This window comes from Herbiconiux sp. (assembly GCF_004297105.1).
GTDB lineage: Bacteria > Actinomycetota > Actinomycetes > Actinomycetales > Microbacteriaceae > Herbiconiux.
Genome location: NZ_SCVE01000020.1, coordinates 219,710 through 245,776, shown reverse-complemented (window position 1 = coordinate 245,776; position 26,067 = coordinate 219,710). Strand labels below are relative to the sequence as shown.

Below are 26,067 nucleotides of genomic sequence, written 5' to 3'. Positions count from 1 at the left end.
CGCCCATGCGAGCTTACTACGCGCGGGAGTACCCCTCGACAAAGCGCAGCAGAGTGCGCACGGTGGCACCGGTCGGGCCCTTCACCGTGTAGCCGTATCCGCCCTCCTTGTTCTGCGCCGCCCCCGCGATGTCGAGGTGCGCCCACGGGATCCGGCTGCCGTCGGCCTTCGTGCCCACGAACTCCTGCAGGAAGACACCGGCCACGAGCATCCCGCCCGCGGTGTTGCCGGGCTTCACGTTGGCGATGTCGGCGATGTCGGAGTTCAGGAGAGGCCGCATCTCCGAGGGCAGGGGCATCGGCCAGAGGGGCTCTCCGGCCTCGCGGGCCGCGCTCAGCACCGTCTCGACAAGCGCTTCGTCGCCCATCGTGGCGACGTAGCGGTTGCCGAGTGCCACCACGGCGGCGCCCGTGAGCGTCGCGACGTCGATGATGGCGTCGGGCGACTCCTCACCCGCAGCCACGATGCCGTCGGCGAGCACGAGGCGGCCCTCCGCATCCGTGTTCAGGACCTCGACGGTGCGACCGCCCTTGATGGTGAGCACGTCGCCCGGGCGGATGGCCACTCCCGACGGCATGTTCTCCGCAAGGCAGAGCCAGGCCGTGATGCGGGTGTCGACTCCGAGTTTCGCTGCGGCGATCACGGTGGCCAGCACGGTGGCCGAGCCGGCCATGTCGTATTTCATGCCGATCATCGACACCGGGGGCTTCAGCGAGAGTCCGCCCGTGTCGAAGGTGATGCCCTTGCCCACCAGTGCGACGTGGCCGGATGCGCCCTCGGGGGCGTAGTCGACGCGCACGAGCCGAGGCGGCCTGGTCGAACCCTGACCCACTCCCACGATGCCGCCGAAACCATCGGCCACGAGGGCATCGAAGTCCCACACCGTCACATCGAGCGGGAGCCCCTCGGCGAGCTGGGAGACCCGATCCGCATAGACCGCGGGGTAGAGATCGAGCGCGGGGATGTTCACGAGGTCGCGCACGAGGTTCACGGCGTCGACCGCGGCGGCGGCGCGCGCGACGGCGGCGACGGACTCATCCGCGGTCGGGTCGGCCACGACGACCGAGATCTCGGGAGCATCGGCGCCCTTGTCGGCGTCGCGCGTGGTTCCAGTGCCGCGATAGTCGGAGAAATCGTAGGAGCCTATGCCGGCGCCTTCGAGCACGGCGATGAGCTCCGCGGTGTCGGTGACACCGAAGTCGAGAACCACGCGGTCGGTGGAGCCCGCGCGCCGCCCGGCCACACCGGCGGCGTAGCGCAGATCGTCGACACCGGCCGCGGAGGTACCGAGTCCCACGACGGCGATCGACTTGGCGCCGATCACCGACGGCGCGGGAACGCGCACGAACTCGTCCTTCTTGCCCGAGAAGCCCACTGCGGCGAGCGCGGCCACCAGGGACGGGCCCGCGCCCGCGAGCGTCGCCGATGCGTCTCCACCGCGCAGCTCGATCGCGTCTTGGCCGCCGGAGGCCGCGAGCACGAGCACCTCTTGGTCGCTCAAGGACTGGTCGGGGGAGCGGAGGGAGAGCGATGCCGAAGTCATCACGCCATGCTACCCAGCAGACCGTGTTCGCTCTCGGCATGCCGAGAGGCCCCGATACCCCGGCCGCCCCCGTTTAGAGTTGAAGCATGCAACGACCGAGCGGGCTCTACGACGTCGTGGCCGATGCGGGGCTCGTTCCCGACGGCCTCAATCTTGTCGCCGCGCTCACCGGGTTCACGGATGCGGGTGGCGCCGTGTCGCAGCTGGGTGACTACCTGCTCGACACCCTCGATCATCAGATCGTGGCGGAGTTCGACGCCGACACCCTGCTCGACTACCGGGCCCGCCGACCGATCATCACGTTCGATCAAGACCACATCAGCGACTTCGAGCCGCAGAAGCTCGCCCTCTACCTCGTCACCGACGAGCTGGGGCAGAAGTTCCTCTTCCTGAACGGCTTCGAGCCCGACTTCCAGTGGGAACGGTTCGCGCAGGCGGTGATCGAGATCGTGCAGCTTTTCAAGGTGAAGACCACCACCTGGGTGCACGCCATCCCCATGCCGGTTCCGCACACGCGCCCCATCAATGTGACGGTGAGCGGCAATCGCATCGAGATCATCGACTCGATGTCGGTCTGGCGCCCGAGCACCCAGGCGCCCGCCAACGCCCTGCACCTGGTGGAGTACCGCCTGCAGGAGCTGGGCCATCCGATCGTGGGCTTCGTGCTCCTCGTTCCGCACTACCTCGCCGACACCGAGTACCCCGCCACGGCGTTGGTGGGACTCGAGAGCATCAGCGCCGCCACAGGCCTCATCTTCCCCACCGACCGCCTCCGCGAAGAGGGGCGCGTGTTCGTGGGCAAGATCGACGAGCAGGTCGAGTCGAACGGCGAGCTCGCTCGCCTCGTGCACACGCTGGAAGAGCGGCACGACACCTATATGGAAGGCACGAGCCTCCGGTCTCCGCTCACGGATGTCGACGGCGAACTGCCCTCGGCCGATGAGATCGCCGACGAGTTGGAGCGCTTCCTCGCGGGCAAGCGCCCGGGCGACGACTTCCCCACGGGCGAGATCCGCCCTTCCTGATCGGGCCGGCGCGCGGGGGCAGTCCCGTGGTCCGGCGAGAGCGCGGCAACCCGCGAGTACACTCGACGCAGTGAACTCCCGTCGCTCCTGGCTCGTCTTCGCCGTCGGCGTGTTCGCCTACATGGCTGCGGTCATGCAGCGATCGACCCTCGGCGTCGCCGGGGTCTCGGCCGCCGAGCGGTTCGACACCACCGCCGCCCTGCTCTCGAGCCTGGCCGTGGTGCAACTGGTGGTCTACGCGGGCCTGCAGATCCCGATCGGGCTGCTGATCGACCGGGTGGGCCCGAAGGTCCTCATCACCACGGGTTCCGCGGTCATGGTGGCGGGCCAGCTCGTGCTGGCGTTCGCCCCCACCATCTCGGTCGCGATCGTGGGCCGCATCCTGGTGGGAGCCGGCGATGCAGCCGTGTTCATCTCACTCATCCGGCTCATCAACTCGTGGTTCCAGGGCCGCAGCGTGCCCCTTCTCTCCCAGTGGACCGGCAACGTGGGCGCGATCGGCCAGATCCTCTCCGCCGTGCCCTTCGCGCTCCTGCTGCACGACGCCGGCTGGAGCGTCGCGTTCTCGGCCGCCGCCGCGCTCTCCTTCGTGGCCTTCGTGCTGGGCGTCGTGTTCCTCGCCGATCGCCCGGCCGGTGTGGCCGAGATGCCCCGTGTGGCCTCGATCAGGGATGCGCTGAAGGGACTGACGCACACGATCCGCCGCCCGGGCACCCAGCTCGGCTTCTGGTCGCACTACGTCACGCAGTCGTCCGGCACCGTCTTCTCGTTGTTCTGGGGCTTCCCCTTCATGGTGTCGGCGCTCGGGTTCGAGCCGGGCGTCGCATCCCTCTTCCTCGTCATCGTCGTGGTCACCGGACTCATCGCCGGACCCATCCTCGGCATCCTCACGGCCCGCTATCCGATGAGGCGCTCGAACCTCGTGCTCGGTATCACGGGCCTCCTCGGCGTCGTGTGGGCGTTCGTGCTGCTCTGGCCCGGCGTGCCGCCCACCTGGCTGATCGCGGTGCTCGTCATCACGATGGGCGTGGGCGGGCCGGGCTCCCTCATCGGCTTCGACTTCGCCCGCTCCTTCAATCCGATCCGTTCGCTTGGGTCGGCGAACGGCATCGTGAACGTCGGTGGATTCACCGCGAGCTTCGTCACCATGTTCTTGATCGGGGTCATCCTCGACGCGCAGTTCGACGCGGGCGTCAGCGCCACCCTGTACGACCTCGATGCATTCCGGCGCGCCTTTGCGGTGCAGTATCTGGTGATCGGCTTCGGAGTGGTGATGCTCCTGTTCGCCCGCAAGCGAACGCGGCGCAAACTTGAGGAGGACGAGGGAATATCCGTGGGTCCCATCTGGGTTGCACTCCTCAGAGCCTGGAAGCGCCGGGGGGCGTGACGGCGAGAGGGCTGTTCTTTCCGTGCAATAATTGATAATGAAGACCCGTTCCTGTGGAGGGATGCAGCTGCTCTTACGGCTGCGAAAGTCCCGCACTTGACATGGGTCTTAGTAATGTCCAAAAACATCTTCATTCGGCGGATTCTTGCCCCTGAGAGCACGTCTCACTCCTGTCGAATGGCATGAAAGGTGAACTAATGGCCACCCCCAAGTCCGCAGACACCCTCGAGAAGGCAACGGCGCCTGACGAGGTCGAGTCGACCGCGAACGCGGCCGCTCCCGTGAAGCGCGCGCCTGCCAAGAAAGCTGCCGCCAAGGCGCCGGCCGCGAAGACCGTCAAAGCCGCCCCGAAGCGTGCCACCAAGGCCAAGGGATCCGACGACACCGACGACGAAGAGATCGAGCCGGGCGACGAGGCCGACGTCGAGGTCGACACGACCGACGAGGTCGAGGTCGTCGCACCCGACGACGACACCGAGGCGGATGCGACCGACGACGACGGAACGGCGAAGCCCGCTGCCGCGGCTGAAGCGCTTCCCACCGGTGCGCTCGTTCTCTCGCTGGTCGACGACGAAGACGACGTTCCGGTCTACTCGAGCACCATCACCGGTGCCACGGCCGACCCCGTCAAGGACTACCTGAAGCAGATCGGAAAGGTCGCGCTCCTCAACGCGGCCGAAGAGGTCGAGCTCGCCATGCGCATCGAGGCGGGTCTCTTCGCCGAAGACAAGCTGGCGAACACCGACAACCTCAGCCCGCAGGCCAAGCGCGAGCTGCAGTGGGTGGCGAAAGACGGCCAGCGCGCCAAGAGCCACCTGCTCGGCGCCAACCTCCGTCTCGTGGTGTCGCTCGCCAAGCGCTACACCGGCCGTGGCATGCAGTTCCTCGACCTCATCCAGGAGGGCAACCTGGGCCTCATCCGTGCGGTCGAGAAGTTCGACTACACCAAGGGCTTCAAGTTCAGCACCTACGCCACCTGGTGGATCCGCCAGGCCATCACGCGTGCCATGGCCGACCAGGCACGAACCATCCGCATCCCGGTGCACATGGTGGAGGTCATCAACAAGCTGGCCCGCGTGCAGCGCCAGATGCTGCAGGATCTCGGTCGCGAACCCACGCCGGAAGAGCTCAGCCGCGAACTCGACATGACGCCCGAGAAGGTGGTCGAGGTTCAGAAGTACGGCCGCGAGCCCATCTCCCTCCACACCCCGCTGGGTGAAGACGGCGACAGCGAGTTCGGCGATCTGATCGAAGACACCGAGGCGGTCGTGCCGGCCGATGCGGTGGGCTTCACCATGCTGCAGAAGCAGCTGGAGTCGCTTCTCGATTCGCTCTCCGAGCGCGAGGCGGGCGTCATCCGCATGCGCTTCGGTCTCGGCGACGGCATGCCGAAGACCCTCGACCAGATCGGTGACACATTCGGCGTGACGCGTGAGCGCATCCGTCAGATCGAGTCGAAGACCATGGCGAAGCTGCGCCACCCGTCGCGATCGCAGTCGCTGCGCGACTACCTCGAGTAGGCCGATGGGCCTCCGAACCAGCGCGGCCGTCCTCGTCGGACGAGCCGTCAGGGTCGCTGCGCGTCTGCGCGGCGGCGGGTCGGCGATCCCCGGCAACATCGCTCTCAAGATCGATCCCGCTTTCCTCGAGCGCACGATCGCGCGCATCCCCAAGGGTGTCGTGGCGGTGTCGGGCTCGAACGGCAAGTCGACCACCACGAACATGCTGGCGGCCATCATCCGGGCACACGGGCTGAAGGTGTTCACCAACCCGTCGGGCGGAAACCTCCCGCAGGGCATCGCATCGGCGCTGCTCTCCGAGGTCTCGGTGGGCGGTCACCTCGACGCCGACATCGCCATCCTCGAAGTGGATGAGGGCTACGGAACCCGACTCGCAGAGCTGCTGAAGCCGCGCACGGTGCTGCTGCTCAACATCCAGATCGACCAGCTGAACCGCTACCACGAGCCCGACCGCGTCGCGGCCATGCTCGGTCGCGTCGCGGCCACCTCGACCGAGGGCCTGATCCTCAACCGAGAAGACAACTTCTTGGTCGACATGGACACCCGCATCCCGTCGCGCCCCGGCCGTGCCGTGTCGTTCTTCGGTGGTCTCCCCGAACTCGTCGAGCCCGCGGGCCACGGTGTGGCTTCGGCCGATCGCTTCGACGAGTCGGCGGCCGCACCGGGTTCCCGCGCCGCCGCCGTGGAAGTGGTGGCCCTGAACGGCGCGCGTGCCACGCTGTCGATCGAGAGCGCGGTTCTGCCGAGCGCTCCGGATGAGGCCTCCCGCACCGAGATCGAGGTGCGATTGCCGTCGCGCGGCCTGCACTACGCCCTCGACGCCGCGGGTGCCGCGGCCACGGCGCGCAGCGTGCTGGGGGAGCAGTTCCGCCCTGAGCTCGTCAGCGAAGCGCTCGACACTCTCGCCACCGTCTACGGGCGCGGCGAGCTGCTCGACGTGGCGGGGGAGCAGATCGAAATCATCATGATGAAGAACCCGGCGAGTCTGCAGCTCAACCTCGACTCGCTCGAGGCCGCGCCGGAGCAGGTCTTCCTCGCCGTCGACGAGGGCACGCCCGATCCCTCGTGGATCTACGACATCGACTTCTCGGCCCTCGACCACGTCGACGGCATCACCGGCTCGAAGGCCTGGCAGTTCGCGGTGCGCTTCGGCTACCTCGGCATTCCCGTGGGTTCGGTCGACCTCGATGTCCGCGCGGCGCTCAAGGCTTTCCTCGCGCTGCCGAAGCCGGCCACCGGCCACAAGGTGATGATCCTGAACTACGAGCAGATGATGCTCATCCGCAAGATCCTCGGCTTCAAGGAGCTGGAAGGCGGTGGCGCAGCGTGAGCGCAACGAAGAGCCTCAACATCCTGCACCTGTTCCCGCGGCTGCTCGGCCTGAACGGCGAGGGCGGCAACGTCGAGATCCTGCGTCTGCGTTCGGAGTGGCGCGGGCTCCCGGTGGTCGTCAACGAGTACGACGGCGGCGCGCCGGTCGGCTTCGGCGACGCGGATCTGGTGTTCATCGGCAGCGGGCCCGTGTCGGCTCAGCTGATCGCGCATCCGCTCGTGCTCGCGGTGGCCGCCGAGTTGCGCGAACTCGCGGCCGACGACCGGCCGTTCCTCGCCGTGGGCGCCGGCTTCCAGCTGCTCGGCCAGACCGTCGCGCTCGAGAACGGCGAGGTGCTCGAGGGTGCCGGTGTGTACCCCGTCTCGACGCGGCACGGCGGCACGCGCGTCGTGGGCGACCTCGTGCTCGAGTCGGAGCGCTTCGGCACGATCGTGGGCTTCGAGAACCGCGGATCCTTCACGGAGGTCGGCCCGCACGCCACCCTCGGCAAGGTGGTCTACGGTCGCGGCAACAGCGAGACCCCGGGCGCCGAAGGCTTCTGGGAGGGCAACCTCCTGGGCACCCACATGCACGGCCCGATCCTCGCGAACAACCCGCTCATCGCCGATTCCTTGCTCGATACCGCGCGCGACCGCCGCAGCCTGCAGTACGGCGATCCGGGCAGCGACAAGCTGCACGAGATCGACGAACGCGCCCGCCAGGCCCGCGGCACGATCGCCGCGTCCCCCCTCTCGGAGTAGTCACACGTCGATGCGCTCGCGCGACATGCCCTCGGAGCCCTGGATGATGAACTCCTTGCGCGGGGCCACATCGTCGCCCATGAGGAGGTCGAACATCTTCTCGGCCACCGCCGCGTCGGCCACGTTCACGCGCCGCAGCGTGCGATAGCGCTTGTCCATCGTCGTGGAGGCGAGCTGGTCGGCATCCATCTCCCCGAGGCCCTTGTAGCGCTGAATCGGGTCTTGATAGCGGCGGTTGGCCTTCTTCAGGCGTGCGAGCACGCCCTGCAGCTCCGCCTCGGAATAGGTGTAGATCGTGTCGTTGGGCTTCGATCCCGGATTGATCGCCACCACGCGGTGCAAGGGCGGAACGGCCGCGTAGACCCGCCCGTCTTCGATCAGCGGCCGCATGTAACGGAAGAACAGCGTGAGCAGCAGGGTGCGGATGTGCGCCCCATCCACATCCGCGTCGCTCATCAGGATGATCTTGCCGTAGCGCGCCGCCGACAGGTCGAACGAGCGGCCGGAACCGGCCCCGATCACCTGGATGATGGAGGCGCACTCGGCATTCGAGAGCATGTCGGCGATCGACGCCTTCTGCACGTTGAGGATCTTGCCCCGGATGGGCAGCAGCGCCTGGAATTCGCTGTTGCGGGCCAGTTTCGCCGTGCCGAGGGCCGAGTCGCCCTCCACGATGAAGAGTTCGCTGTTGGCGACGTCGGAGCTGCGGCAGTCGACCAGTTTCGCCGGGAGGGATGACGACTCCAGCGCGTTCTTGCGCCGCTGCGTCTCCTTGTGAGCCCGCGCCGACAGACGCGACTTCATCTCGGCCACCACTTTGTCGAGCACGAGCGCGGACTGCGCCTTGTCGTCGCGCTTCGTCGACGAGAAGCGCTCGGCGAGCCCCTTGGTGACCACCTGCGAGACGATGTTGCGCACCGCGGGCGTGCCGAGGATCTCCTTCGTCTGACCCTCGAACTGCGGTTCGGGCAGGCGCACGGTGAGCACGGCGGTGAGCCCCGCGAGCACGTCTTCTTTGTCGAGCTTGTCGGTACCCGGCTTCAGCCGCCGGGCGTTGGCTTCGACGCTCTGCCGCAGGAATTTGAGAAGCCCTGCTTCGAAGCCGGCTTGGTGGGTGCCACCCTTCGGCGTGGAGATGATGTTCACGAAGCTTCGGAAGGTGCTGTCGTAGCCGATACCCCAGCGCAGTGCGACGTCGACCGTGCACTCGCGGGTGAGCTCGGTGGGCAGCATCGCGCCCGATTCGCTGAGTACCGGCACCGTCTCCGTGAACTGGCCCGTGCCGGTGATGCGCCAGATGTCGGTGAGCGGGGCATCCGGTGCGAGGTGGTCGGCGAACTCGGAGATGCCGCCCTCGAAGCGGAACGACTCGTTGCGTGGAGCCTCGCCGCGCTCGTCGTCGATGGAGATCGTGAGGCCGGGAACCAGGAAGGCGGTCTGCCGGGCACGGACCACGAGCTCGTCGGTCTGGAACTCGGCGCCCTTGGTGAAGATCTGCCGATCGGCCCAGTAGCGCACGCGGGTGCCGGTCTTGGCCTTGGCCACTTTGCCGGTCACGCGCAGTTCGCTGCGCTTCTCGAAGGGTGTGAACGGCGCATCCGGGCTCGGCTGACCGCCCTTGTCGTCGAAGACACCCGGCTCACCGCGGTGGAACGACATGGCCCAGGTCTTGCCGTCGCGGTCGACCTCCACGTCGAGTCGCTCCGAGAGCGCGTTCACCACCGAGGCGCCCACCCCGTGCAGACCACCGGATGCCGCATACGAGCCCGAGCCGAACTTCCCGCCGGCGTGCAGCTTCGTGTACACGACCTCGACGCCGGAGAGACCCGTCTTGGGTTCGATGTCGACGGGCACACCGCGCGCGGTGTCGCGCACCTCGACGCTGCCGTCGTCGTGCAGCACCACGTCGATCCGGTCGCCGTGTCCGCCGAGGGCTTCATCGACCGAGTTGTCGATGATCTCCCACAGGCAGTGCATGAGGCCGCGCGAGTCGGTGGATCCGATGTACATGCCGGGACGCTTGCGCACCGCCTCGAGGCCTTCGAGCACCGACAGGTGCCGGGCGGAGTAGTCGGACGGTGAGGCCACCGGGGCTCCTTGAGATCACAGGTCGGGAACGGGGGAGCCGTGGTCTCGGCCCCGATCTCCAAGGCTAACCGGCAACGGGCGCTGGCCCCGGCCGCGACACCCACCGCGTATTCCCGCTACGCGCACAGCGAAACACAGCCGAATGAGGCCTCCCTGTTACAGAAGGGTGCTTTGATGTCAGTACCAGTCACCGAGACGTTCGAGCCCCTAAGGAGCAGAAGATGCAGTCAGTCGCCGCAGAATCTAACGCTGTTTCCGACCTGGAGAACGCGTACCAGCTCACGGCAGCCGACCGGTGTGACAGCTGTGGGGCCCAGGCCTACATCAAGGTCGACATGCCTTCCGGCGGCGAGCTGCTGTTCTGCGCTCACCACGGTCGCAAGTACGAAGAGAAGCTCTCGCAGGTCGCCACCGGCTGGCACGACGAGTCGGCCAAGCTGCTCGCCGACTGAGCTCGGCCCCTCAGGCCGAGGCTCAGCCCTCGACGTTCCGGCGCGAGCGCTCTGCTCCGATCGTGCCGATCACGCCGCCCAAGCCCACACCCGATGCATCGCGTCGGGCCCCCGTCTCGGGGAGGGTGCGGGCGGCGCCGTCGTTTCCGACCGCCAGTGCGGGAGCCGGCCCGGCCCACGCCACGGTGAGCGCGTCCTCGCCCTTCAAGAAGCGGTGAGCCCGCACGCCGCCTGTGGCCCGCCCCTTCGGTGGGAACTCGGAGAACTCCGAGACCTTGCCGGTGCCGGCATCCGTGCCCGGAAGGGTGGATGAGCTGCCCGCGATCGTGACGACCACGGCGTCGAGCGTGTCGGGCACCGATCCGAACCAGATGACGGATGCGCCCGACCCCAGGTTGATGCCCGCCATTCCCCCCGCGGCGGCACCCTGGGGCCGCACACTCGCCTGGAAGAAGCGCAGCAGTTGCGCGTCGGACGTGATGAACACGAGTTCGTCGTCCTCCGAGTGCTGGGCCACGCCCACGACCTTGTCACCCGGTTTCAGGGCGATGATGTCGAAGTCGGGCTTCGCCGGGTAGCCACCCGGTGCCACACGCTTCACGACGCCCTGGGCGGTTCCGAGGGCGATCGGGATGGTGGAGTCGAGTGAGACGAGTCCCACGATCGTCTCCCGCTTGGAGTCGAGGGTGAGGTAGTCGCCGACCTTCACGCCGGCGGCGAGCTGAACCGAGTTGGCGGGCACCGCGGGGAGGTCGAGCACGGGCATCCGGATGAGGCGGCCCGTGTCGGTGACGGCGCCCACCTCCGAGCGACGGGTGGTCTCGACCTCGCTGCGGATCGCATCGTGCTTCGAGCGGCGCGTGGACACGGTGGGACCGCCATCCGAGCCGTCGGTGGCCGGGTCACGATCGACCCTCACGACGCGGCCGGTGGTGCTGAGGTACACGACGCAGGGCGAGTCGGCTACCTCGAGCACGGGCTGTGCGCGCTTCGAGGCGCCGGCCAGGGCGGGCCGCGCCTCGGTGAGCATCGTGCGCCGCGGCGTGCCGTATTTCTCCGCCACCTCATCGAGTTCGTTGGAGACGGTCTGACGGATGAGTGCGGGGTCGGCGAGCAGCGCTTCGAGCTGTGCGATCTCCTCGCGGAGCTTGTCGCGCTCCGACTCGAGCTCGATGCGGGAGAACTTCGTGAGCCGGCGCAGGCGCAGTTCGAGGATGTAGTCGGCCTGCAGCACGCTCAACTCGAAGACCTCGATGAGCCGAGTGCGCGCCGCATCCGTGTCGTCGCTCGTGCGGATGACCTGGATGACCTCGTCGATGTCGAGGATGGCGATCAGGAGGCCCTCGACGAGGTGCAGGCGTTCGCGCCGGCGGTCGAGACGCCACTTCGTGCGCCGCGTCACGACGTCGATGCGGTGGTTCACGTAGACCACGAGCAGGTCGCGGAGGCCGAGAGTCAGAGGGCCGCCGTCGACCAGCGCGACGTTGTTGATGTTGAAGCTCTCCTCGAGCGGGGTGAGCTTGTAGAGCTGCTCGAGCACCGCATCCGGGTCGAAGCCCGTCTTGATCCCGATGACGAGGCGCAGACCGTGGGTGCGGTCGGTGAGGTCGGTGACATCGCTGATGCCCTGGATCTTCTTAGCCGTGACGCCGTCTTTGATCTTGGCGATCACCTTCTCGGGCCCCACGAGATAGGGGAGTTCGGTGACCACGAGGCCGGTCTTGCGCGCCGTGAGGTTCTCGATCGAGACCTTGGCGCGGGTCTTGAAGGCACCGCGACCGGTCTCGTACGCGTCGCGCACACCCGCGAGACCCACGATCGTGCCGCCGCCCGGCAGATCGGGCCCGGGGATGAACTGCATCAGCTCGTCGAGGGAGGCAGTGGGATTGTCGATCAGGTAGCGCGCGCCGGCCACCACCTCGATGAGGTTGTGGGGTGCCATGTTGGTGGCCATGCCCACCGCGATGCCGCTGGCGCCGTTCACGAGCAGGTTCGGGATGGCGGCGGGCAGCACCTCGGGCTGGGTGAGCTGGTTGTCGTAGTTCGGCACGAAGTCGACCACGTCTTCGTCGAGTCCGTCGACCATGCTGAGCGCGGGGGAGTCGAGGCGGGCCTCGGTGTAGCGGGATGCGGCGGGGCCGTCATCCGGCGACCCGAAGTTGCCGTGGCCGTCGATGAGCGGAACGCGCATGGTCCACGACTGGGCGAGACGCACGAGCGCGTCGTAGATGGCGGTGTCGCCGTGCGGGTGCAGCTTGCCCATCACCTCTCCCACGACCCGCGCGCTCTTCACGTGACCGCGGTCGGGGCGCAGGCCCATGTCGCTCATCATGTACAGGATGCGTCGCTGCACCGGTTTGAGGCCGTCGCGCGCATCCGGGAGCGCCCGCGAATAGATGACCGAGTAGGCGTATTCGAGGAACGAGTCCTGCATCTCGGTCGAGACGTCGACATCGAGGATCTTCTCGACGCCCGTGCCTGGATCGGTCGCGGTGGGATCGTTCGTCGCTGCTGTCATTCTGTGTCTTCTCGAGCGTGCCGCGTCCCGGATGCCTCAAGAGCTCGGGGCGTGACGAAGGGGTCGTGTGCCAGACTTGGCCGAATGTCCACCATGCTACCGACGCGCGGGCCCGACGAGCTGACGCTCGCCGACGTGTTGCCGAGTTGCGTGGCCGCGATCGAGGGCCAGGGCAACCGGCTCGGTCTCCCTGCGGTGGAGCGGGCGGTGGTGGTGCTGGTCGACGGCCTCGGCGCCGCGGCGCTGCGGGCGCGCGCGGGCCACGCCCGGGCGATGACGGAGTTCTTTACCAAGAATGCCACGCTGGTGAGCGGCTTCCCCACGACCACGGCAGCGGCCCTCGCGTCGCTCACCACGGGCGCCCGCCCCGGGCAGCACGGCATCGTGGGGTACACGGCCCTCGTCCCCGCCATCGATACCGTGGTCAACCAGCTCTCCGGCTGGTCGGAGGCGATGCCGCCCCGCACCTGGCAGCGGCTCCCCACGCTGTTCGAGCGCCTGAGCGAGTCGGGCATCCCGAGCAACACCATCGGCCCCGTGAAGTACGCCGACTCCGGGCTCACTCACGCGATTCTCCGCGGGGCGTCGTACGTGTCCGCCGGCACGATCGCCGAGCGGTTCGCCGCGGCCCGCTCGCTGCTCGACGAGGGCGGCCGCAGGCTCATCTATCTGTACGTTCCCGAACTCGACCAGCTCGCTCACGCGCGCGGCTGGGAGTCCGATCGCTGGCTCGCCACCCTCGAGGTGCTCGACTCCGAGTTCGGGCGGTTCGCTGCGACGCTGGGCCGCACCGAGGGCCTTCTTCTCACGGCCGACCACGGTGTGGTCGACGTACCCGGTTCGGGACACATCCTGTTCGGGCAGATTCCCGAGCTCGTGGCCGGAGTGCGGCACGTGGGCGGCGACCCGCGCTGCCTGCAGCTCTACCTGGAGCCAGGAGCGACCCCCGCCGATCGTGAGGCCCTCGCGGCGGCCTGGCGGCGTAGCGAGGAGTCCCGCGCCTGGATCGCAACCCGCGACGAGGCGATCGCCGCCGGATGGTTCGGACCCGTCGATCCCGAGGTCGAGCCGCGACTCGGCGATGTCATCGTGGCGGCGCGCAAACGCGTGGCCTACTACGACGGTCGCGAAGGTGACACCGCCGGCCGATCGATGATCGGCCAGCACGGCTCCCTCACGGCCGAGGAGACGATGGTGCCCTTGCTGCGCGTGGGTGCCTTCCGGCCGTAGTCAGCCGCTATCGACGGAGAATCGCGGCGACACGCCGTAGACAGTCCGTCGTTGCCCGCCGATTCGCCAGAACTCCGTCGTACCCGGGGTGGAGACGCGTGTCAGGCCGGATCGTCTTCGCTGCGGGCGCCGAACACGATCTCGTCCCAGCTCGGCATCGCCGCACGCTGCCGCTTGGGGCCGCTCTGCTTCGCCGCGGGCATGGTCTTCGGGGTCGCGGACTGGGGCGGAGCGCCGGTCTCGCGCTGGTCGCCCGGTGACACGACGGGCGCGGTGACGATCAGCTCGGTCTCGAGGCCGTCGAGAGGCGTGTCGGTCACGCTGGCATCGGCGACCGCGCGGGGGCCTCCGAAGATCGGATGCTCCGCTTCGTCTGCATCGAACCCCGCCGCCGACTCGCGCTCCCCACGACGGCGCCGCAGTGCCTCGAGCAGGTCGGCCGTCTGGTTGTGGTCGGCGGTGTCCGCGTCGTCGGGTGCCCGCTTCACAGCGAACCCGTCGTACGGCTTCGTCTGCTCCTTGGGGCGGGCGGTGCCGATGGTTCCCGAGAGCAGGATGGCGGGGGCCTCCGCGGTGTCGGCGGTGTCGTCCGATTCGGTGTCGCCGGAATCATCCGTCGCCCGCAGCAGAGCAGGCTCGGCCGGGAGCACACGCTCGAACGCACCGCTGTCGAAACGGCTGTCACCGGGCTCAGGGGTCGACACGGCACGCAGCCGGGGGATGAGCCCCTCGGTGAGTTCGCCGTGGCGGGAGAGCGTCGTGGCCTCGTTGTTGAGGGGAGTGAGCACGTGCCGCTTCGGGTCGAACTGCCAGCGGGCGTCGTGGTCGATCTCACGGGAGGTGAAGGTGAGCTTCACGATCCAGCCGGTCTCGTCTTTCCACGAGGCCCAGCGGATGTCACGCGCATCCAGCCCCTCGAGGCGCTCTTCGAGCGCGTCGCCGAACGTCGACGTGGGTTCTTCGCCCAGAGGATCGGCGGGGCTCGTGGGCTGCACCGGCACGCGCAGGGCGGAATCGACCATGAACTGCCGCTCGGCCACCACGGGGCCTTCGAAGCGCTCGATGTACTCGACATCGGCACCGGTGAGCTCGGCCACCTCGAAGGTGGACAGGCCGGCGCGGATGTGCGTCTGGATCTCGCGCGGCGAGACCTTCTTTCCGCTCTGCGCGGACGAGAGGCCCTTCCTGATGGTGGATTGGAGAAGCTCGTCGATGGCGACACGGAATCGCTCACCGCCGTCGCTCGAGACGATCAACGCCCCGTTCTCGACTCCGACAACCGTCAAATCCTGCATGGTGAAAGGCCTCCAGAGGTCACTGTTCGCTGTCAGGATGCCACGCAGGAGGCCCCGCGGGCGGGAATGTTCCGGGCGTGCCGCAAGTTGCTAGCGGCGTGAGTAATTGATGCTCATGCAGCGGTTTGCTATTCCCGCCCGTTTGATGCAAACTAACGCCGCCGATTTGGTTAATGGGCAAGAATCAAGAAGTGGATGGGCATGGCGACTGATTACGACGCACCGCGCAAGACCGATGACGACTCGGATTCGATCGAAGCGCTGAAGGAGCGTGTGCCGGACAAGATGTCCGGTGTCGTGGATGTCGACGACGCCGACAACCCGGGTGGCTTCGAGCTGCCGGGTGCCGACCTCTCCGATCTCGATCTCGATGTCGTCGTCCTGCCTCCGCAGGCCGACGAATTCACCTGCGTGAGCTGCTTCCTCGTGAAGCACCGCTCGCAGATCGATCACGAGGAGAAGATCGGTGCCATCTGCGTGGAGTGCGCGAGCTAGCGACACCTCCCGCGGGTCGCGCGTTCAGCGCGTCGACAGCGCTTCGATGAGATCGCCGGGCCGCCGGGTCGACACCAGCCAGTAGGGTGTCGGATCCTGCGGATCGGCGATTCGCATTTTCACGACGGGCCCGACCCAGCCCCGGATGCACAGGTAGGCCCGGGCGTCGAGCTGCGGTCCGCGTTGGGCCCGTGCATCCTCTCCGCGGAACTCCTCGACGTCGCCCACGAGCTCGACGGGGATCGAGGCCCGGCCGACCGTCAGGGTGCCGTCCTGGACCGTGATGACGGGTGCGCTCGCCAGCAACCCGATCACGAACCCGGCGAAGATCCCGACGCCGACGACAGACCCGATCAGCAGACCAGGCGCCGACGGGAGCGGGATGAACACGATGATGCTCGCCGGTATCACCAGTGCGATGGAAATGAACACCCAGAGCGAGGGGGAGAGTCTCTCCCGATAGTGCGACATGTCCCTATTCGATCATTCTTTCTGCACTACCCTCGACTCGTGACTTCATCCGTAGAGATCCTCATCACCGCTCAGAACGTTCCGGTGTACGCGCATCCGGGCGACGCGGGGGCCGATCTGCTCGCCAGCGAGGCGCTGACGCTCGCACCCGGTGAACGACGGATGGTGGGCACCGGCGTGTCGATCGCCCTGCCCGACGGTTTCGTCGCCTTCGTGGTACCCCGCAGCGGACTCGCGGCCAAGCACGGCATCACCGTCGTGAACTCCCCGGGCACCATCGACGCCGGCTATCGCGGCGAACTCAAGGTCATCCTCCTGAACACCGACAGCCAGGTGCCGTACGATATCGCCGTCGGCGACAGAATCGCGCAACTGATCGTGATGCCGGTGACACGAGCCGTGTTCGTGCCGGTCGAGGAGCTCCCCGGGAGCCACCGCGGCGAGGGAGGATTCGGCTCCACCGGATACTCGTCGCCTACGAACGGAAATCAGTCATGACCGACAACGAAATCGTGCCCGACGACGACAAGACGCCCACCGACATCGAATCGACGGATGCCGCAGAGGCCGACGCTCCCGAGGTGGTCGACCGCGACGCGAAGTCCGCACCCGCCGACCGCGCCACCGAGGGGCCTTTCGACGCCACCGAGGCGAACCCCGCCCGCCCCTACGTCGATCTCGGCGGCCTCAAGATCCTGCCCCGCGAGGGCCTCCATCTCCGTCTCGAGGTCGAGGAGGGCACCAACCGAGTGGTCGCCGTGGGCCTCGACTACGCGGGCTCCACGCTGCAGGTGCAGGCCTTCGCCGCGCCGCGCTCCACGGGTCTCTGGCACGAGATCCGCGAGCAGATCGAGGATCAGATCCTGAAGCAGGGCGGCAAGAGCACGGCGCAGATCGGTCCCTTCGGCCCCGAGCTCGTGGCCGGGGTGCCCGCAGCGGCGCCCGACGGCACGCAGGGAATGCGCATCGCCCGCTTCGTGGGCGTCGACGGCCCGCGCTGGCTGCTGCGCGGTGTGATCGCCGGCGAGGCCATCAACAACCCCGCCGCGCAGGCGGCGGTGGAAGAGCTCTTCCGGAGCGTCGTGGTGGTGCGCGGCTCCTCGCCGATGCCGCCCCGCGACCTCATCCCGCTCTCCATCCCGAAGACGGCGGCATCCGGCGGTTCGACGCCCGCCGCATCCTGAGGCCGCGTCGATGACGAACGAGCACGGCACCCCCGACGAGGCGCGCCCGACCTTCCACGAGGCCTTCGCCCAGGCGGCCCGGAATGCGGGCATCGGGCAGGTCACGCCCGGAGAGACCCCCACCGGAGCCTCGCTGCTCAAGGCCATCGGGGGTGTGCGAGGGCTGATCGAGTCGATCCTCCCCGGTCTCGGCTTCCTCGTCATCTACACCGTCACGAAGAACCTCGCCCTGGCGGTCATCGCGCCCGTCGCCGCATCCGTGCTGTTCGTCCTGGTGCGGCTGGTCACCCGGAGCGCCGTGATGCCCGCCGTCGCCGGATTGCTCGGCGTGGGCATCTCGGCGGGGCTCGCGCTCTTCACCGGGCGCGCGGAGGACAACTTCGTGCTCGGCATCGCCATCAACGTGGTGTGCCTCGTGGCTCTCCTCATCTCTCTCGTGGTGCGGCGTCCGCTCATCGGCATCATCGTGAGCCTGCTCGCGAACGACCCGGGCGGCTACCGGGCAGACAAGGCGAAGGGACGGGTCGTGCTCGTGGCCACCTGGTGCTGGGTGGGCCTGTTCGCCATCCGGTTGCTCGCCGAACTGCCGCTGTATCTCGCGGGCCAGACCGAGATCCTGGCGGCCGTGAAGCTCTTCCTGGGCGTCCCGTTCTACGCGGTGCTGCTCTGGATCACCTGGCTGCTCGTGCGCGCCGCCTACGCGAGGCCGGCGCCCGCCCCGCTCGCGAGCGACGCCGTCTCCGGCCCGGGCGACTGACGGCGCCGTGGGGGGTCTGACCGACGCCGAGGTCGCCGATCGGGTGGCCCGCGGGCTCACCAATGTCAGCGACACCTCCACGTCGCGCTCCGTGGGCAGCATCCTGCGCGAGAACGTCTTCACCTTCTTCAACGCCATCCTCACGGCGTGCTTCATCGCCGTCCTGCTCCTCGGCGACCTGGGCGACGCCCTCTTCTTCGGCATCGTGGTGGTGAACGCCCTCATCGGCATCGTGCAGGAGCTGCGGGCGAAGGCCAGCCTCGACAGGCTCGCCCTGCTCGCCGCTCCCGAGACCGCCGTGTACCGCAACGGCGAGGTCGTGGTGGTGGCGCCCGAGATGATCGTGCTCGACGACCTTGTGCTGCTGCGGCCGGGCGACCAGGTGACGGCGGATGCCACCCTCGAAGCCGTGGCCGACCTCCTCGTCGACGAGTCGATGCTCACGGGTGAGTCCGAGCCCATCGTCAAACGCGTGGGCGATCCGGTTCTGTCGGGCTCACTCATCGTGGCGGGCACCGCGGATGCCCTCGTCACCGGAGTGGGGGCGGAGTCGTATGCGAACACGCTCACCCGCGAGATCAAGAAACGCACTCTCGTACACTCCGAGCTGCGGGCATCGACGACGCGCATCCTGGTGTACCTGACCTGGATGCTCATCCCCGTCATCGGCATCGTGCTGGTGGGCCGGGTGCTCGCGTACGGCGGGCTCGACGGTCTCGACACCGTCTCGGCGGAGTCGTGGCGGCACGCGGCCCTCGATGCCGTGGCGAGCGTGGTGGGCATGATCCCCGAGGGGCTCGTGCTGCTCACCAGCCTCGCGTTCGGGGTCGCCGTCATCCAGCTCGCCCGGCAGAAGGTGCTGATGCAGGAGCTCGCCGCCGTGGAGGTGCTGGCGCGCGTCGACGTGCTGTGCCTCGACAAGACGGGCACGCTCACCACCGGCGACATCGGTTTCGAACGATTGGTCACCCTCGATCCCACCGTGCCGGTGGCCGATGTCGACCGCGTGCTCGGGCTCATCGCCGCCGATGTGGCGGCCAACCCGACGGCGCTGGCTCTGCGGCCGCACTTCGCCGGAGACGGCTCCACGGTGATCGAACGTCTCCCGTTCAGCTCCCGGCGCGCCTTCAGTGCCCTCACGTTCGACGATCCGGCCACGGGTGTGCGGCAGACCTGGCTGCTCGGCGCCCCGGAACGACTTCTCGCCGCCGCTCCGGATGCTCTCGCCCAGGCCATGGAGATCGCGGCCGATGGGCGCCGCACGCTCGCCTTCGGCATCGGCACGGGCGACGCCGCCGACTACGCCGACGCCGAGCATCCGGGTGACGGCTTCCGGGCGGTGGCGATCGCCGTGTTCCACGAGACCGTTCGCGCCGACGCGCGGCCGACACTGGGGTACTTCGCCGATCAGGATGTGCGGGTGGTGGTGCTCTCGGGCGACAACCCGGTCACGGTCGGCTCGATCGCGGGGGAGCTGGGCCTCGACCCGGTCGCCGTCGACGCCCGCACGCTCACCACCGATGCCGAGATCGACGCCTCGCTCGCCCACGTGAGCGTCTACGGCCGCGTGGCGCCCGAGCAGAAGCGCCGGGTCGTGCACGCCCTCCAGGCCGAGGGACGCACCGTGGCGATGACCGGCGACGGCGTCAACGACGCGATGGCGGTGAAAGACGCCGACCTCGGCATCGCCATGGGAAACGCCACTCCGGCCACGCGTGCCGTGTCGCGCCTCGTTCTGCTCGACAGCCGATTCGATCGGCTTCCCACCGTTCTGCTCTACGCCCGGCGCGTGATCGCCAATGTCGAGCGGGTGTCGAACCTCTTCCTGACGAAGACCGTCTACGGCATCGTGCTGGCACTCGTGAGCGCCGTGCTGCTGTGGAAGTTCCCGTTCCTTCCCCGGCAGATGACGCTCGTGTCGGCGCTGGCCATCGGCATCCCGTCGTTCTTTCTCGCCCTCGCGCCGAACCGGCGTCGCTACCGGCCGGGCGTGCTGCGCCGCATGCTGCTGTTCTCGGTGCCCACGGGCCTCATCGCCGGCGCCGCCGTCGTGGCCTCTTTCAGCGTGCTGCAGCTCCTGGTGCCCCTGATCGAGCAGCGGAGCCTGGTCACGATCACCCTCTTCATCGTGTCGCTCTGGGTTCTCTGCGTGCTCGCCCGGCCGCTCAGCTCGTGGCGACTCGGCATGGTCCTAGGTGCGGTGGCGGTGTTCGTCCTGGCCTACCTGGTGCCGTTCTCGAGGGCTTTCTTCGTGTTCCAGGTGACTCATCCCGAGGCACTTGTGGCTGCGGTCGGCATCGGGCTCACGGGGGCCGTGCTCATCGAGGTCTGGTACCGCATCGCGCGACGGCGTGGGCTCGTCTTCGATCGCGAGTGAGAGTGCTATATTTATCTTGACGTCAAGATAAATAATCCGGCGTGAACGGTTTCGCCGGGGCACAGCTCTTAGGTTGCCCTTGCTAGCCATTCACCCCTCTCACGCACAAGGATTGTCGTGAGTCAGCGAAGGTGAGGTCGACGTGTCGGCAGTCAACAGTTTCGGATCGAAAGACACTCTGAATGTCGGAGATCAGTCCTACGAGGTCTATCGGGTCGACAAGGTCCCCGGCTATGAGAAGCTCCCGTTCAGCCTGAAGGTGCTGCTGGAGAATCTGCTCCGTACCGAGGATGGCGCGAACATCACCGCCGACCACATCAAGGCGCTCGGCGGCTGGGTTCCCACGGCGGAGCCCGACACCGAGATCCAGTTCACCCCGGCACGCGTGGTGATGCAGGACTTCACCGGTGTCCCGTGCATCGTCGACCTCGCCACCATGCGCGAGGCCGTGAGCGCCCTCGGGGGAGACCCCACCAAGATCAACCCGCTCGCGCCCGCCGAGCTCGTGATCGACCACTCCGTGATCGCCGACCTCTTCGGCACCGAGAACGCCCTCGAGCGCAACGTCGAGATCGAGTACGAGCGCAACGGCGAGCGGTACCAGTTCCTCCGCTGGGGCCAGACCGCCTTCGACGACTTCAAGGTTGTTCCGCCCGGAACCGGCATCGTGCACCAGGTGAACATCGAGTACCTCGCCCGGGTCACCTACACCCGTGAGGTCGTCGACTCGTTCGGCCAGAAGGTGCTCCGCGCCTACCCCGACACCTGCGTCGGTACCGACTCGCACACCACCATGGTCAACGGCCTGGGCGTGCTCGGCTGGGGCGTCGGCGGCATCGAGGCCGAGGCGGCCATGCTCGGCCAGCCCGTCTCCATGCTCATCCCGAAGGTCGTGGGCTTCAAGCTGAACGGCTCCATCCCCGCCGGTGTCACGGCGACGGATGTCGTGCTCACCATCACCGAGATGGTGCGCAAGCACGGCGTCGTCGGCAAGTTCGTCGAGTTCTACGGCGAGGGCGTCGGCGAGGTCCCCCTCGCGAACCGTGCCACGATCGGCAACATGAGCCCCGAGTTCGGCTCGACGGCCGCCATGTTCCCCATCGACGACGTCACCCTCGACTACCTGCGCCTCACCGGCCGCAGCGAGGAGCAGGTGGCACTCGTCGAGGCCTACTCGAAGCTGCAGAAGCTCTGGCACGACCCCGAGCAGGAGCCCGTGTTCAGCGAGTACCTCGAGCTCGACCTCGCCACGGTGGTGCCCTCGATCTCCGGCCCGAAGCGGCCACAAGACCGCGTGGAGCTGTCGGTGTCGAAGCCCACGTTCATCCGCGACCTCGAGAACTACGCGAACGCCGACCACGACCTCTCGCGCGTCGACGCCTCGCTCGAGGGCACGTTCCCGGCCTCCGACCCGCTCGGCTTCACCGCGCAGGACGAGGACTCGGCTCACGAGCACTCGCACTCGAGCGCGCACACCAGCCACGCGCCCGGCGCCTTCTCGAAGCCCGTCAAGGTCACCACCTCGGCCGGCGACAAGTACACCCTCGACCACGGTGCCGTGGCAGTGGCAGCCATCACCTCGTGCACCAACACCTCGAACCCGAGCGTCATGCTCGCGGCGGGCCTTCTGGCGCGCAATGCGAACAAGCTGGGTCTCAAGGCCAAGCCGTGGGTGAAGACCACCCTGGCTCCCGGGTCGAAGGTCGTCACCGACTACTACGAGAAGGCCGGCCTCACGCACGACCTCGAGGCGCTCGGTTTCTACACGGTCGGCTACGGCTGCACGGTCTGCATCGGCAACACGGGTCCGCTGATCGACGAGGTCAGCGCGGCCATCAACGACAACGACCTCGCCGTCACCGCCGTGCTCTCGGGCAACCGCAACTTCGAGGGCCGCATCTCGCCCGACGTGAAGATGAACTACCTCGCGTCGCCGCCCCTCGTCATCGCCTACGCGCTGGCAGGCTCGATGAACTTCGACTTCGAGGTCGACGCGCTCGGTCAGGACACCGAGGGCAACGATGTGTTCCTGCGCGACATCTGGCCCGATGCGGCCGAGGTGCAGCAGACCATCGACACCTCGATCAACACCGAGATGTTCACCCACGAGTACTCGAGCGTGTTCGAGGGCGACGAGCGCTGGCGTTCGCTGCCCACTCCCACGGGCCCCGTGTTCGAGTGGGACTCCGAGTCGACCTACGTGCGCAAGCCCCCGTACTTCGACGGAATGACCATCGAGACCACCCCGGTCTCCGACATCACCGGCGCCCGCGTTCTCGCGAAGCTCGGCGACTCGGTCACCACCGACCACATCTCGCCCGCCGGCAACATCAAGGCCGACAGCCCCGCCGGCAAGTACCTCGACGAGCACGGCGTGGCTCGTAAGGACTACAACTCCTACGGGTCGCGTCGCGGCAACCACGAGATCATGATCCGTGGCACGTTCGCGAACATCCGTCTGAAGAACCAGTTGCTCGATGGTGTGGAGGGCGGCTACACCCGCGACTTCACGCAGGCGGATGCTCCGCAGTCGTTCATCTACGACGCCAGCCAGAACTACCAGGCCGCGGGCACCCCGCTCGTGATCTTCGGTGGCAAGGAGTACGGCTCCGGCTCCTCCCGTGACTGGGCGGCCAAGGGCACGTCACTCCTCGGGGTGAAGGCTGTGATCGTGGAGAGCTTCGAGCGCATCCACCGCTCCAACCTCATCGGCATGGGTGTGGTTCCGCTGCAGTTCCCCGCCGGCGAGAGCTGGGCGTCGCTCGGGCTCGACGGAACCGAGATCGTGTCGATCGCGGGCATCGAGGAGCTCAACGAGGGTCGCACCCCGAAGACGGTGCATGTCACCGCCGCCCCGAGCGAGCACTCGCCCGCCGGCAAGGAGCTCATCGAGTTCGACGCCGTCGTGCGTATCGACACGCCCGGTGAGGCCGACTACTACCGCAACGGCGGCATCCTGCAGTACGTGCTGCGCAGCCTGGTCTGATCAGCGGTTTCTGAAGAACGGTGGGGGTGCTCCGGCACCCTCGCCGTTCTTTTCCTAGTGCGGCGTAGACTGCGAATCACGCGAGTCATGGGAGGGTAAAAGGATGAGCCTGCTCGAAGGGATCAACGAACCCCGTGACCTCGACTCCTTGTCCCCCGAGGAGCTCGAGACGCTTGCGGCCGAGATCCGTACCTTCCTCGTCACCGAGGTCTCGAAGACCGGTGGCCACCTCGGGCCGAACCTCGGCGTCGTGGAGACCACCATCGCCATCCACCGCGTCTTCGACTCTCCGCGCGATGCGATCGTGTTCGACACGGGGCACCAGAGCTACGTGCACAAGCTGCTGACCGGGCGTCAGGACTTCTCGAGGCTCCGCCAGCGGGATGGCCTCGCCGGCTACCCCCAGCGCTCGGAGAGCCCGCACGACGTCGTGGAGTCGTCGCACGCCTCCAGCTCGCTCTCCTGGGCCGATGGCATCTCGCGGGCCTTCGAGATGACGGGCCAGTCGGATCGACACGTGGTGGCCGTCGTGGGCGACGGCGCCCTCACCGGCGGCATGACGTGGGAGGCGCTCAATAACATCAGCGACGACAATTCGCGCAACCTCGTGATCATCGTGAACGACAACGGCCGTTCCTACGCACCCACGATCGGCGGCATGGCGCGCTACCTCAATGGTGTGCGCACCCGTAAGGGCTATCACGACCTGCACCAGTCGAGCCGCAAGATGGCGGATCGCCTGGGGGCACCGGCGCGGGCTCTCTACCGCGGCGCGCGAGGTGGCCTGCACGGCTTCCTGAGCCGGATGACCAACAATTCGTCGCTCTACGCGAACCTCGACATCAAGTACCTCGGCCCGATCGACGGCCACGACCTCCAGGCGATGGAGGAGGCTCTCCGCCAGGCGAAGGACTACGAGGCTCCCGTGATCGTGCACGCCATCACCGAGAAGGGTCGCGGTTACGAGCCGGCCCTCGCCGATGTGGCCGATCAGTTCCACGCGGTGGGCCAGATCGACCCGGAGACGGGCGAACCGCTGTCTGCGCCATCCGGAGCCCCCTCGTGGACGGGAGTGTTCGCCGACGAGATCGTGAAGCAGGCCGAGAACGACTCCTCGATCGTGGGCATCACCGCCGCGATGCTCCGGCCGACGGGGCTGCACAAGTTCGCGGAGCGATTCCCCTCCCGGGTGTTCGACGTGGGCATCGCGGAGCAGCATGCGGTGACCTCTGCGGCCGGGCTCGCCTTCGGGGGTCTGCATCCCGTGGTGGCGCTCTACGCCACGTTCGTGAACCGCGCGTTCGACCAGATCCTGATGGACGTCGGCCTGCACCAGGCCGGTGTCACCTTCGTGCTCGACCGCTCGGGTGTGACGGGCCCCGATGGCCCCAGCCACCACGGCATGTGGGATCTCGCGATCCTGCAGGTGGTGCCCCGCATCCGTCTGAGCGCCCCGCGAGATGCCGAGCGCCTGCGTGAGCTCCTCGACGAGGCCGTGAAGGTGACGGATGCCCCCACGGTCATCCGCTTCCCCAAGGGCAATGTGGGCCCCGAGCTGCCCGCCCTGCGCCGCACCGGCGATGGCGTCGACGTGCTGCGCGAAGACGAGCGTCACGACGTGCTGATCGTGGCCGTGGGCACCATGGCCACCATCGCGCTCGACGTGGCCGACCTCCTCGCCGCGCAGGGCATCGGTACAACCGTTGTCGACCCGCGCTGGGTGGTGCCCGTGGCCTGGAGCATCATCGAGCTGTCGGATGCGCATCGCATCGTGGTGACGATCGAAGACGGCGTGCGCGTGGGCGGTATCGGTACCCGCATCCGTCAAGACCTGCGTGAGGCCGGCGTCGACACGGCGGTGACGGAGCTGGGCCTGCCCGACGAGTTCCTGGAGCACGCCACGCGCGACGAGATCCTCGAGCGGGTGGGACTCACGCCCGCGCAGATCGCCGACGACGTCATCGCCCAGGTGCAGGGCAACAAGATCCCGATCGCGCGGCCGGAAGGCACCCCCACAGGCCCCACGACGCTTCAGCGGATGGTGCGGTAGACCGTCGTCACCGCCCCTGAGGGCAGGAGGCGGCTCGATTCGACGCCGAAGAGCTGCGAGGCATGAGCCGACGGCAGCAGGGGAGTGCCCGCGCCCAGTGCGACCGGCATGGTGGTGAGGATGATCTCGTCGAGCAGCCCGGCATCCGCCACCTGAGCCGCGAGGTCGCCTCCTCCCACGATCCACACGTTCTTGCCGGCCGCAGCCTCCACCCACTGCGGATGCAGGTCGGCGACGGACCCCTGCACGAACCGGATGTCGGCCCCGTCTGTCTGCGGCAGTGAGCGGCTCGTGAGAACCCAACTCACCTGCTCCGCGTACGGCCACTCGGCGATACCGTCGGCGAGCAACCACTCATAGGTGCGCGACCCCATGACCACCACGCCGACATCCGCGAGGAAGGCCTCGTAGTCGCCCTGGAACTCCTCCATGCCGAACTGCATCAGCCAGTCGAGCGAGCCCACCCGATCGGCGATGTACCCGTCGATACTGGCGGCCACGTAGTACTGCGTCTTCGTCGTGTTCCGTTCTGTCATGGCCCGACCCTACGATCCACCGCCGACATGCGGACAACGGCAAACGTGGCGCGAACCGGGCCCGGATAGGGCCGCGGTTC

Annotated in this window: 20 protein-coding genes; 14 read left to right on the top strand and 6 right to left on the bottom strand. The window is 67.9% G+C overall.

The window, feature by feature from the left end; all coding sequences use genetic code 11:
- Window positions 1–16: 16 nt before the first annotated feature.
- A complete protein-coding gene (locus tag EPO52_RS17240) occupies window positions 17–1,543 on the bottom strand; it encodes a leucyl aminopeptidase (protein ID WP_290809043.1) in 1,527 nt (508 codons plus the stop codon).
- Between the two features lie 86 nt (window positions 1,544–1,629).
- Here EPO52_RS17240 and EPO52_RS17235 point away from each other — a divergent pair, with 86 nt between their 5' ends.
- From EPO52_RS17235 to EPO52_RS17215, 5 genes are all read left to right on the top strand, one after another.
- A complete protein-coding gene (locus EPO52_RS17235; RefSeq protein WP_290809041.1) occupies window positions 1,630–2,568 on the top strand; it encodes a PAC2 family protein in 939 nt (312 codons plus the stop codon).
- Window positions 2,569–2,638: 70 nt separating this feature from the next.
- Entirely contained in the window at window positions 2,639–3,955 is a 1,317-nt protein-coding gene (locus EPO52_RS17230) for an MFS transporter (RefSeq protein ID WP_290809039.1), read from the top strand.
- 197 nt (window positions 3,956–4,152) lie between these two features.
- On the top strand, window positions 4,153–5,475 hold the full coding sequence (locus EPO52_RS17225; RefSeq protein WP_290809037.1) for an RNA polymerase sigma factor: 1,323 nt from the start codon (window positions 4,153–4,155) through the stop codon (window positions 5,473–5,475).
- 4 nt (window positions 5,476–5,479) lie between these two features.
- A complete protein-coding gene (locus tag EPO52_RS17220; protein ID WP_290809035.1) occupies window positions 5,480–6,805 on the top strand; it encodes a MurT ligase domain-containing protein in 1,326 nt (441 codons plus the stop codon).
- Complete coding sequence (locus EPO52_RS17215) at window positions 6,802–7,548, top strand: hypothetical protein (RefSeq protein ID WP_290809033.1); 747 nt, start codon at window positions 6,802–6,804, stop codon at window positions 7,546–7,548. Before EPO52_RS17220 ends, EPO52_RS17215 begins: the two co-directional genes overlap by 4 nt.
- Here EPO52_RS17215 and EPO52_RS17210 read toward each other — a convergent pair whose 3' ends face one another.
- The gene (locus tag EPO52_RS17210) at window positions 7,549–9,636 is read right to left on the bottom strand and encodes a DNA topoisomerase IV subunit B (RefSeq protein ID WP_290809031.1); all 2,088 of its coding nucleotides are present in this window, start codon (window positions 9,634–9,636) and stop codon (window positions 7,549–7,551) included.
- A 221-nt stretch (window positions 9,637–9,857) separates the two neighbouring features.
- Between EPO52_RS17210 and EPO52_RS17205 the strand changes: the two genes are divergently transcribed.
- A complete protein-coding gene (locus tag EPO52_RS17205; protein ID WP_290809030.1) occupies window positions 9,858–10,088 on the top strand; it encodes a hypothetical protein in 231 nt (76 codons plus the stop codon).
- A gap of 22 nt (window positions 10,089–10,110) precedes the next feature.
- Here EPO52_RS17205 and EPO52_RS17200 read toward each other — a convergent pair whose 3' ends face one another.
- Entirely contained in the window at window positions 10,111–12,606 is a 2,496-nt protein-coding gene (locus tag EPO52_RS17200; protein ID WP_290809028.1) for a DNA topoisomerase IV subunit A, read from the bottom strand.
- An 84-nt stretch (window positions 12,607–12,690) separates the two neighbouring features.
- Here EPO52_RS17200 and EPO52_RS17195 point away from each other — a divergent pair, with 84 nt between their 5' ends.
- Entirely contained in the window at window positions 12,691–13,836 is a 1,146-nt protein-coding gene (locus EPO52_RS17195) for an alkaline phosphatase family protein (protein WP_290809026.1), read from the top strand.
- A gap of 101 nt (window positions 13,837–13,937) precedes the next feature.
- On the opposite strand, the gene sepH is transcribed toward EPO52_RS17195, so the two are convergent.
- Window positions 13,938–15,131 (bottom strand): septation protein SepH, encoded by a 1,194-nt coding sequence (sepH, locus tag EPO52_RS17190; protein ID WP_290809024.1) that lies wholly within the window; start codon window positions 15,129–15,131, stop codon window positions 13,938–13,940.
- Window positions 15,132–15,332: 201 nt separating this feature from the next.
- On the opposite strand from sepH, the gene EPO52_RS17185 reads away from it, so the two are divergent.
- On the top strand, window positions 15,333–15,626 hold the full coding sequence (locus EPO52_RS17185) for a DUF4193 domain-containing protein (protein WP_290809022.1): 294 nt from the start codon (window positions 15,333–15,335) through the stop codon (window positions 15,624–15,626).
- 24 nt (window positions 15,627–15,650) lie between these two features.
- Here the strand turns inward: EPO52_RS17185 and EPO52_RS17180 are convergent, their stop codons facing one another.
- Window positions 15,651–16,097, bottom strand: a complete 447-nt coding sequence (locus tag EPO52_RS17180; RefSeq protein ID WP_290809021.1) for a DUF3093 domain-containing protein — start codon at window positions 16,095–16,097, stop codon at window positions 15,651–15,653.
- A 39-nt stretch (window positions 16,098–16,136) separates the two neighbouring features.
- Between EPO52_RS17180 and dut the strand changes: the two genes are divergently transcribed.
- From dut to dxs, 6 genes are all read left to right on the top strand, one after another.
- Window positions 16,137–16,595: a dUTP diphosphatase gene (dut, locus tag EPO52_RS17175; RefSeq protein ID WP_290809019.1), complete on the top strand. Its 459-nt coding sequence runs from the start codon at window positions 16,137–16,139 to the stop codon at window positions 16,593–16,595.
- The gene (locus EPO52_RS17170) at window positions 16,592–17,281 is read left to right on the top strand and encodes a DUF3710 domain-containing protein (protein ID WP_290809017.1); all 690 of its coding nucleotides are present in this window, start codon (window positions 16,592–16,594) and stop codon (window positions 17,279–17,281) included. Before dut ends, EPO52_RS17170 begins: the two co-directional genes overlap by 4 nt.
- Window positions 17,282–17,291: 10 nt before the next feature.
- A complete protein-coding gene (locus tag EPO52_RS17165) occupies window positions 17,292–18,038 on the top strand; it encodes a DUF3159 domain-containing protein (protein ID WP_290809015.1) in 747 nt (248 codons plus the stop codon).
- Window positions 18,039–18,045: 7 nt separating this feature from the next.
- Window positions 18,046–20,415 carry an HAD-IC family P-type ATPase gene (locus tag EPO52_RS17160; RefSeq protein WP_290809013.1) on the top strand — a complete coding sequence of 790 codons (2,370 nt, stop codon included), beginning with the start codon at window positions 18,046–18,048 and terminating at the stop codon, window positions 20,413–20,415.
- Between the two features lie 142 nt (window positions 20,416–20,557).
- Window positions 20,558–23,401: an aconitate hydratase gene (locus EPO52_RS17155; RefSeq protein WP_290809011.1), complete on the top strand. Its 2,844-nt coding sequence runs from the start codon at window positions 20,558–20,560 to the stop codon at window positions 23,399–23,401.
- A gap of 103 nt (window positions 23,402–23,504) precedes the next feature.
- Window positions 23,505–25,451 carry a 1-deoxy-D-xylulose-5-phosphate synthase gene (dxs, locus tag EPO52_RS17150; protein ID WP_290809010.1) on the top strand — a complete coding sequence of 649 codons (1,947 nt, stop codon included), beginning with the start codon at window positions 23,505–23,507 and terminating at the stop codon, window positions 25,449–25,451.
- Here dxs and EPO52_RS17145 read toward each other — a convergent pair.
- Window positions 25,433–25,987 (bottom strand): dihydrofolate reductase family protein, encoded by a 555-nt coding sequence (locus EPO52_RS17145; RefSeq protein ID WP_290809009.1) that lies wholly within the window; start codon window positions 25,985–25,987, stop codon window positions 25,433–25,435. The genes dxs and EPO52_RS17145 overlap by 19 nt on opposite strands.
- Between the last annotated feature and the right edge of the window lie 80 nt (window positions 25,988–26,067).

Bases quoted from the DNA above. Each gene is read 5' to 3' on its own strand.
- EPO52_RS17240 (WP_290809043.1), bottom strand. From the start codon at position 1,543: ATGACTTCGGCATCGCTCTCCCTCCGCTCCCCCGACCAGTCCTTGAGC.
- EPO52_RS17235 (WP_290809041.1), top strand. From the start codon at position 1,630: ATGCAACGACCGAGCGGGCTCTACGACGTCGTGGCCGATGCGGGGCTC.
- EPO52_RS17225 (WP_290809037.1), top strand. From the start codon at position 4,153: ATGGCCACCCCCAAGTCCGCAGACACCCTCGAGAAGGCAACGGCGCCT.
- EPO52_RS17220 (WP_290809035.1), top strand. From the start codon at position 5,480: ATGGGCCTCCGAACCAGCGCGGCCGTCCTCGTCGGACGAGCCGTCAGG.
- EPO52_RS17205 (WP_290809030.1), top strand. From the start codon at position 9,858: ATGCAGTCAGTCGCCGCAGAATCTAACGCTGTTTCCGACCTGGAGAAC.
- EPO52_RS17200 (WP_290809028.1), bottom strand. From the start codon at position 12,606: ATGACAGCAGCGACGAACGATCCCACCGCGACCGATCCAGGCACGGGC.
- EPO52_RS17195 (WP_290809026.1), top strand. From the start codon at position 12,691: ATGTCCACCATGCTACCGACGCGCGGGCCCGACGAGCTGACGCTCGCC.
- sepH (WP_290809024.1), bottom strand. From the start codon at position 15,131: ATGCAGGATTTGACGGTTGTCGGAGTCGAGAACGGGGCGTTGATCGTC.
- EPO52_RS17185 (WP_290809022.1), top strand. From the start codon at position 15,333: ATGGCGACTGATTACGACGCACCGCGCAAGACCGATGACGACTCGGAT.
- EPO52_RS17180 (WP_290809021.1), bottom strand. From the start codon at position 16,097: ATGTCGCACTATCGGGAGAGACTCTCCCCCTCGCTCTGGGTGTTCATT.
- EPO52_RS17170 (WP_290809017.1), top strand. From the start codon at position 16,592: ATGACCGACAACGAAATCGTGCCCGACGACGACAAGACGCCCACCGAC.
- EPO52_RS17165 (WP_290809015.1), top strand. From the start codon at position 17,292: ATGACGAACGAGCACGGCACCCCCGACGAGGCGCGCCCGACCTTCCAC.
- dxs (WP_290809010.1), top strand. From the start codon at position 23,505: ATGAGCCTGCTCGAAGGGATCAACGAACCCCGTGACCTCGACTCCTTG.
- EPO52_RS17145 (WP_290809009.1), bottom strand. From the start codon at position 25,987: ATGACAGAACGGAACACGACGAAGACGCAGTACTACGTGGCCGCCAGT.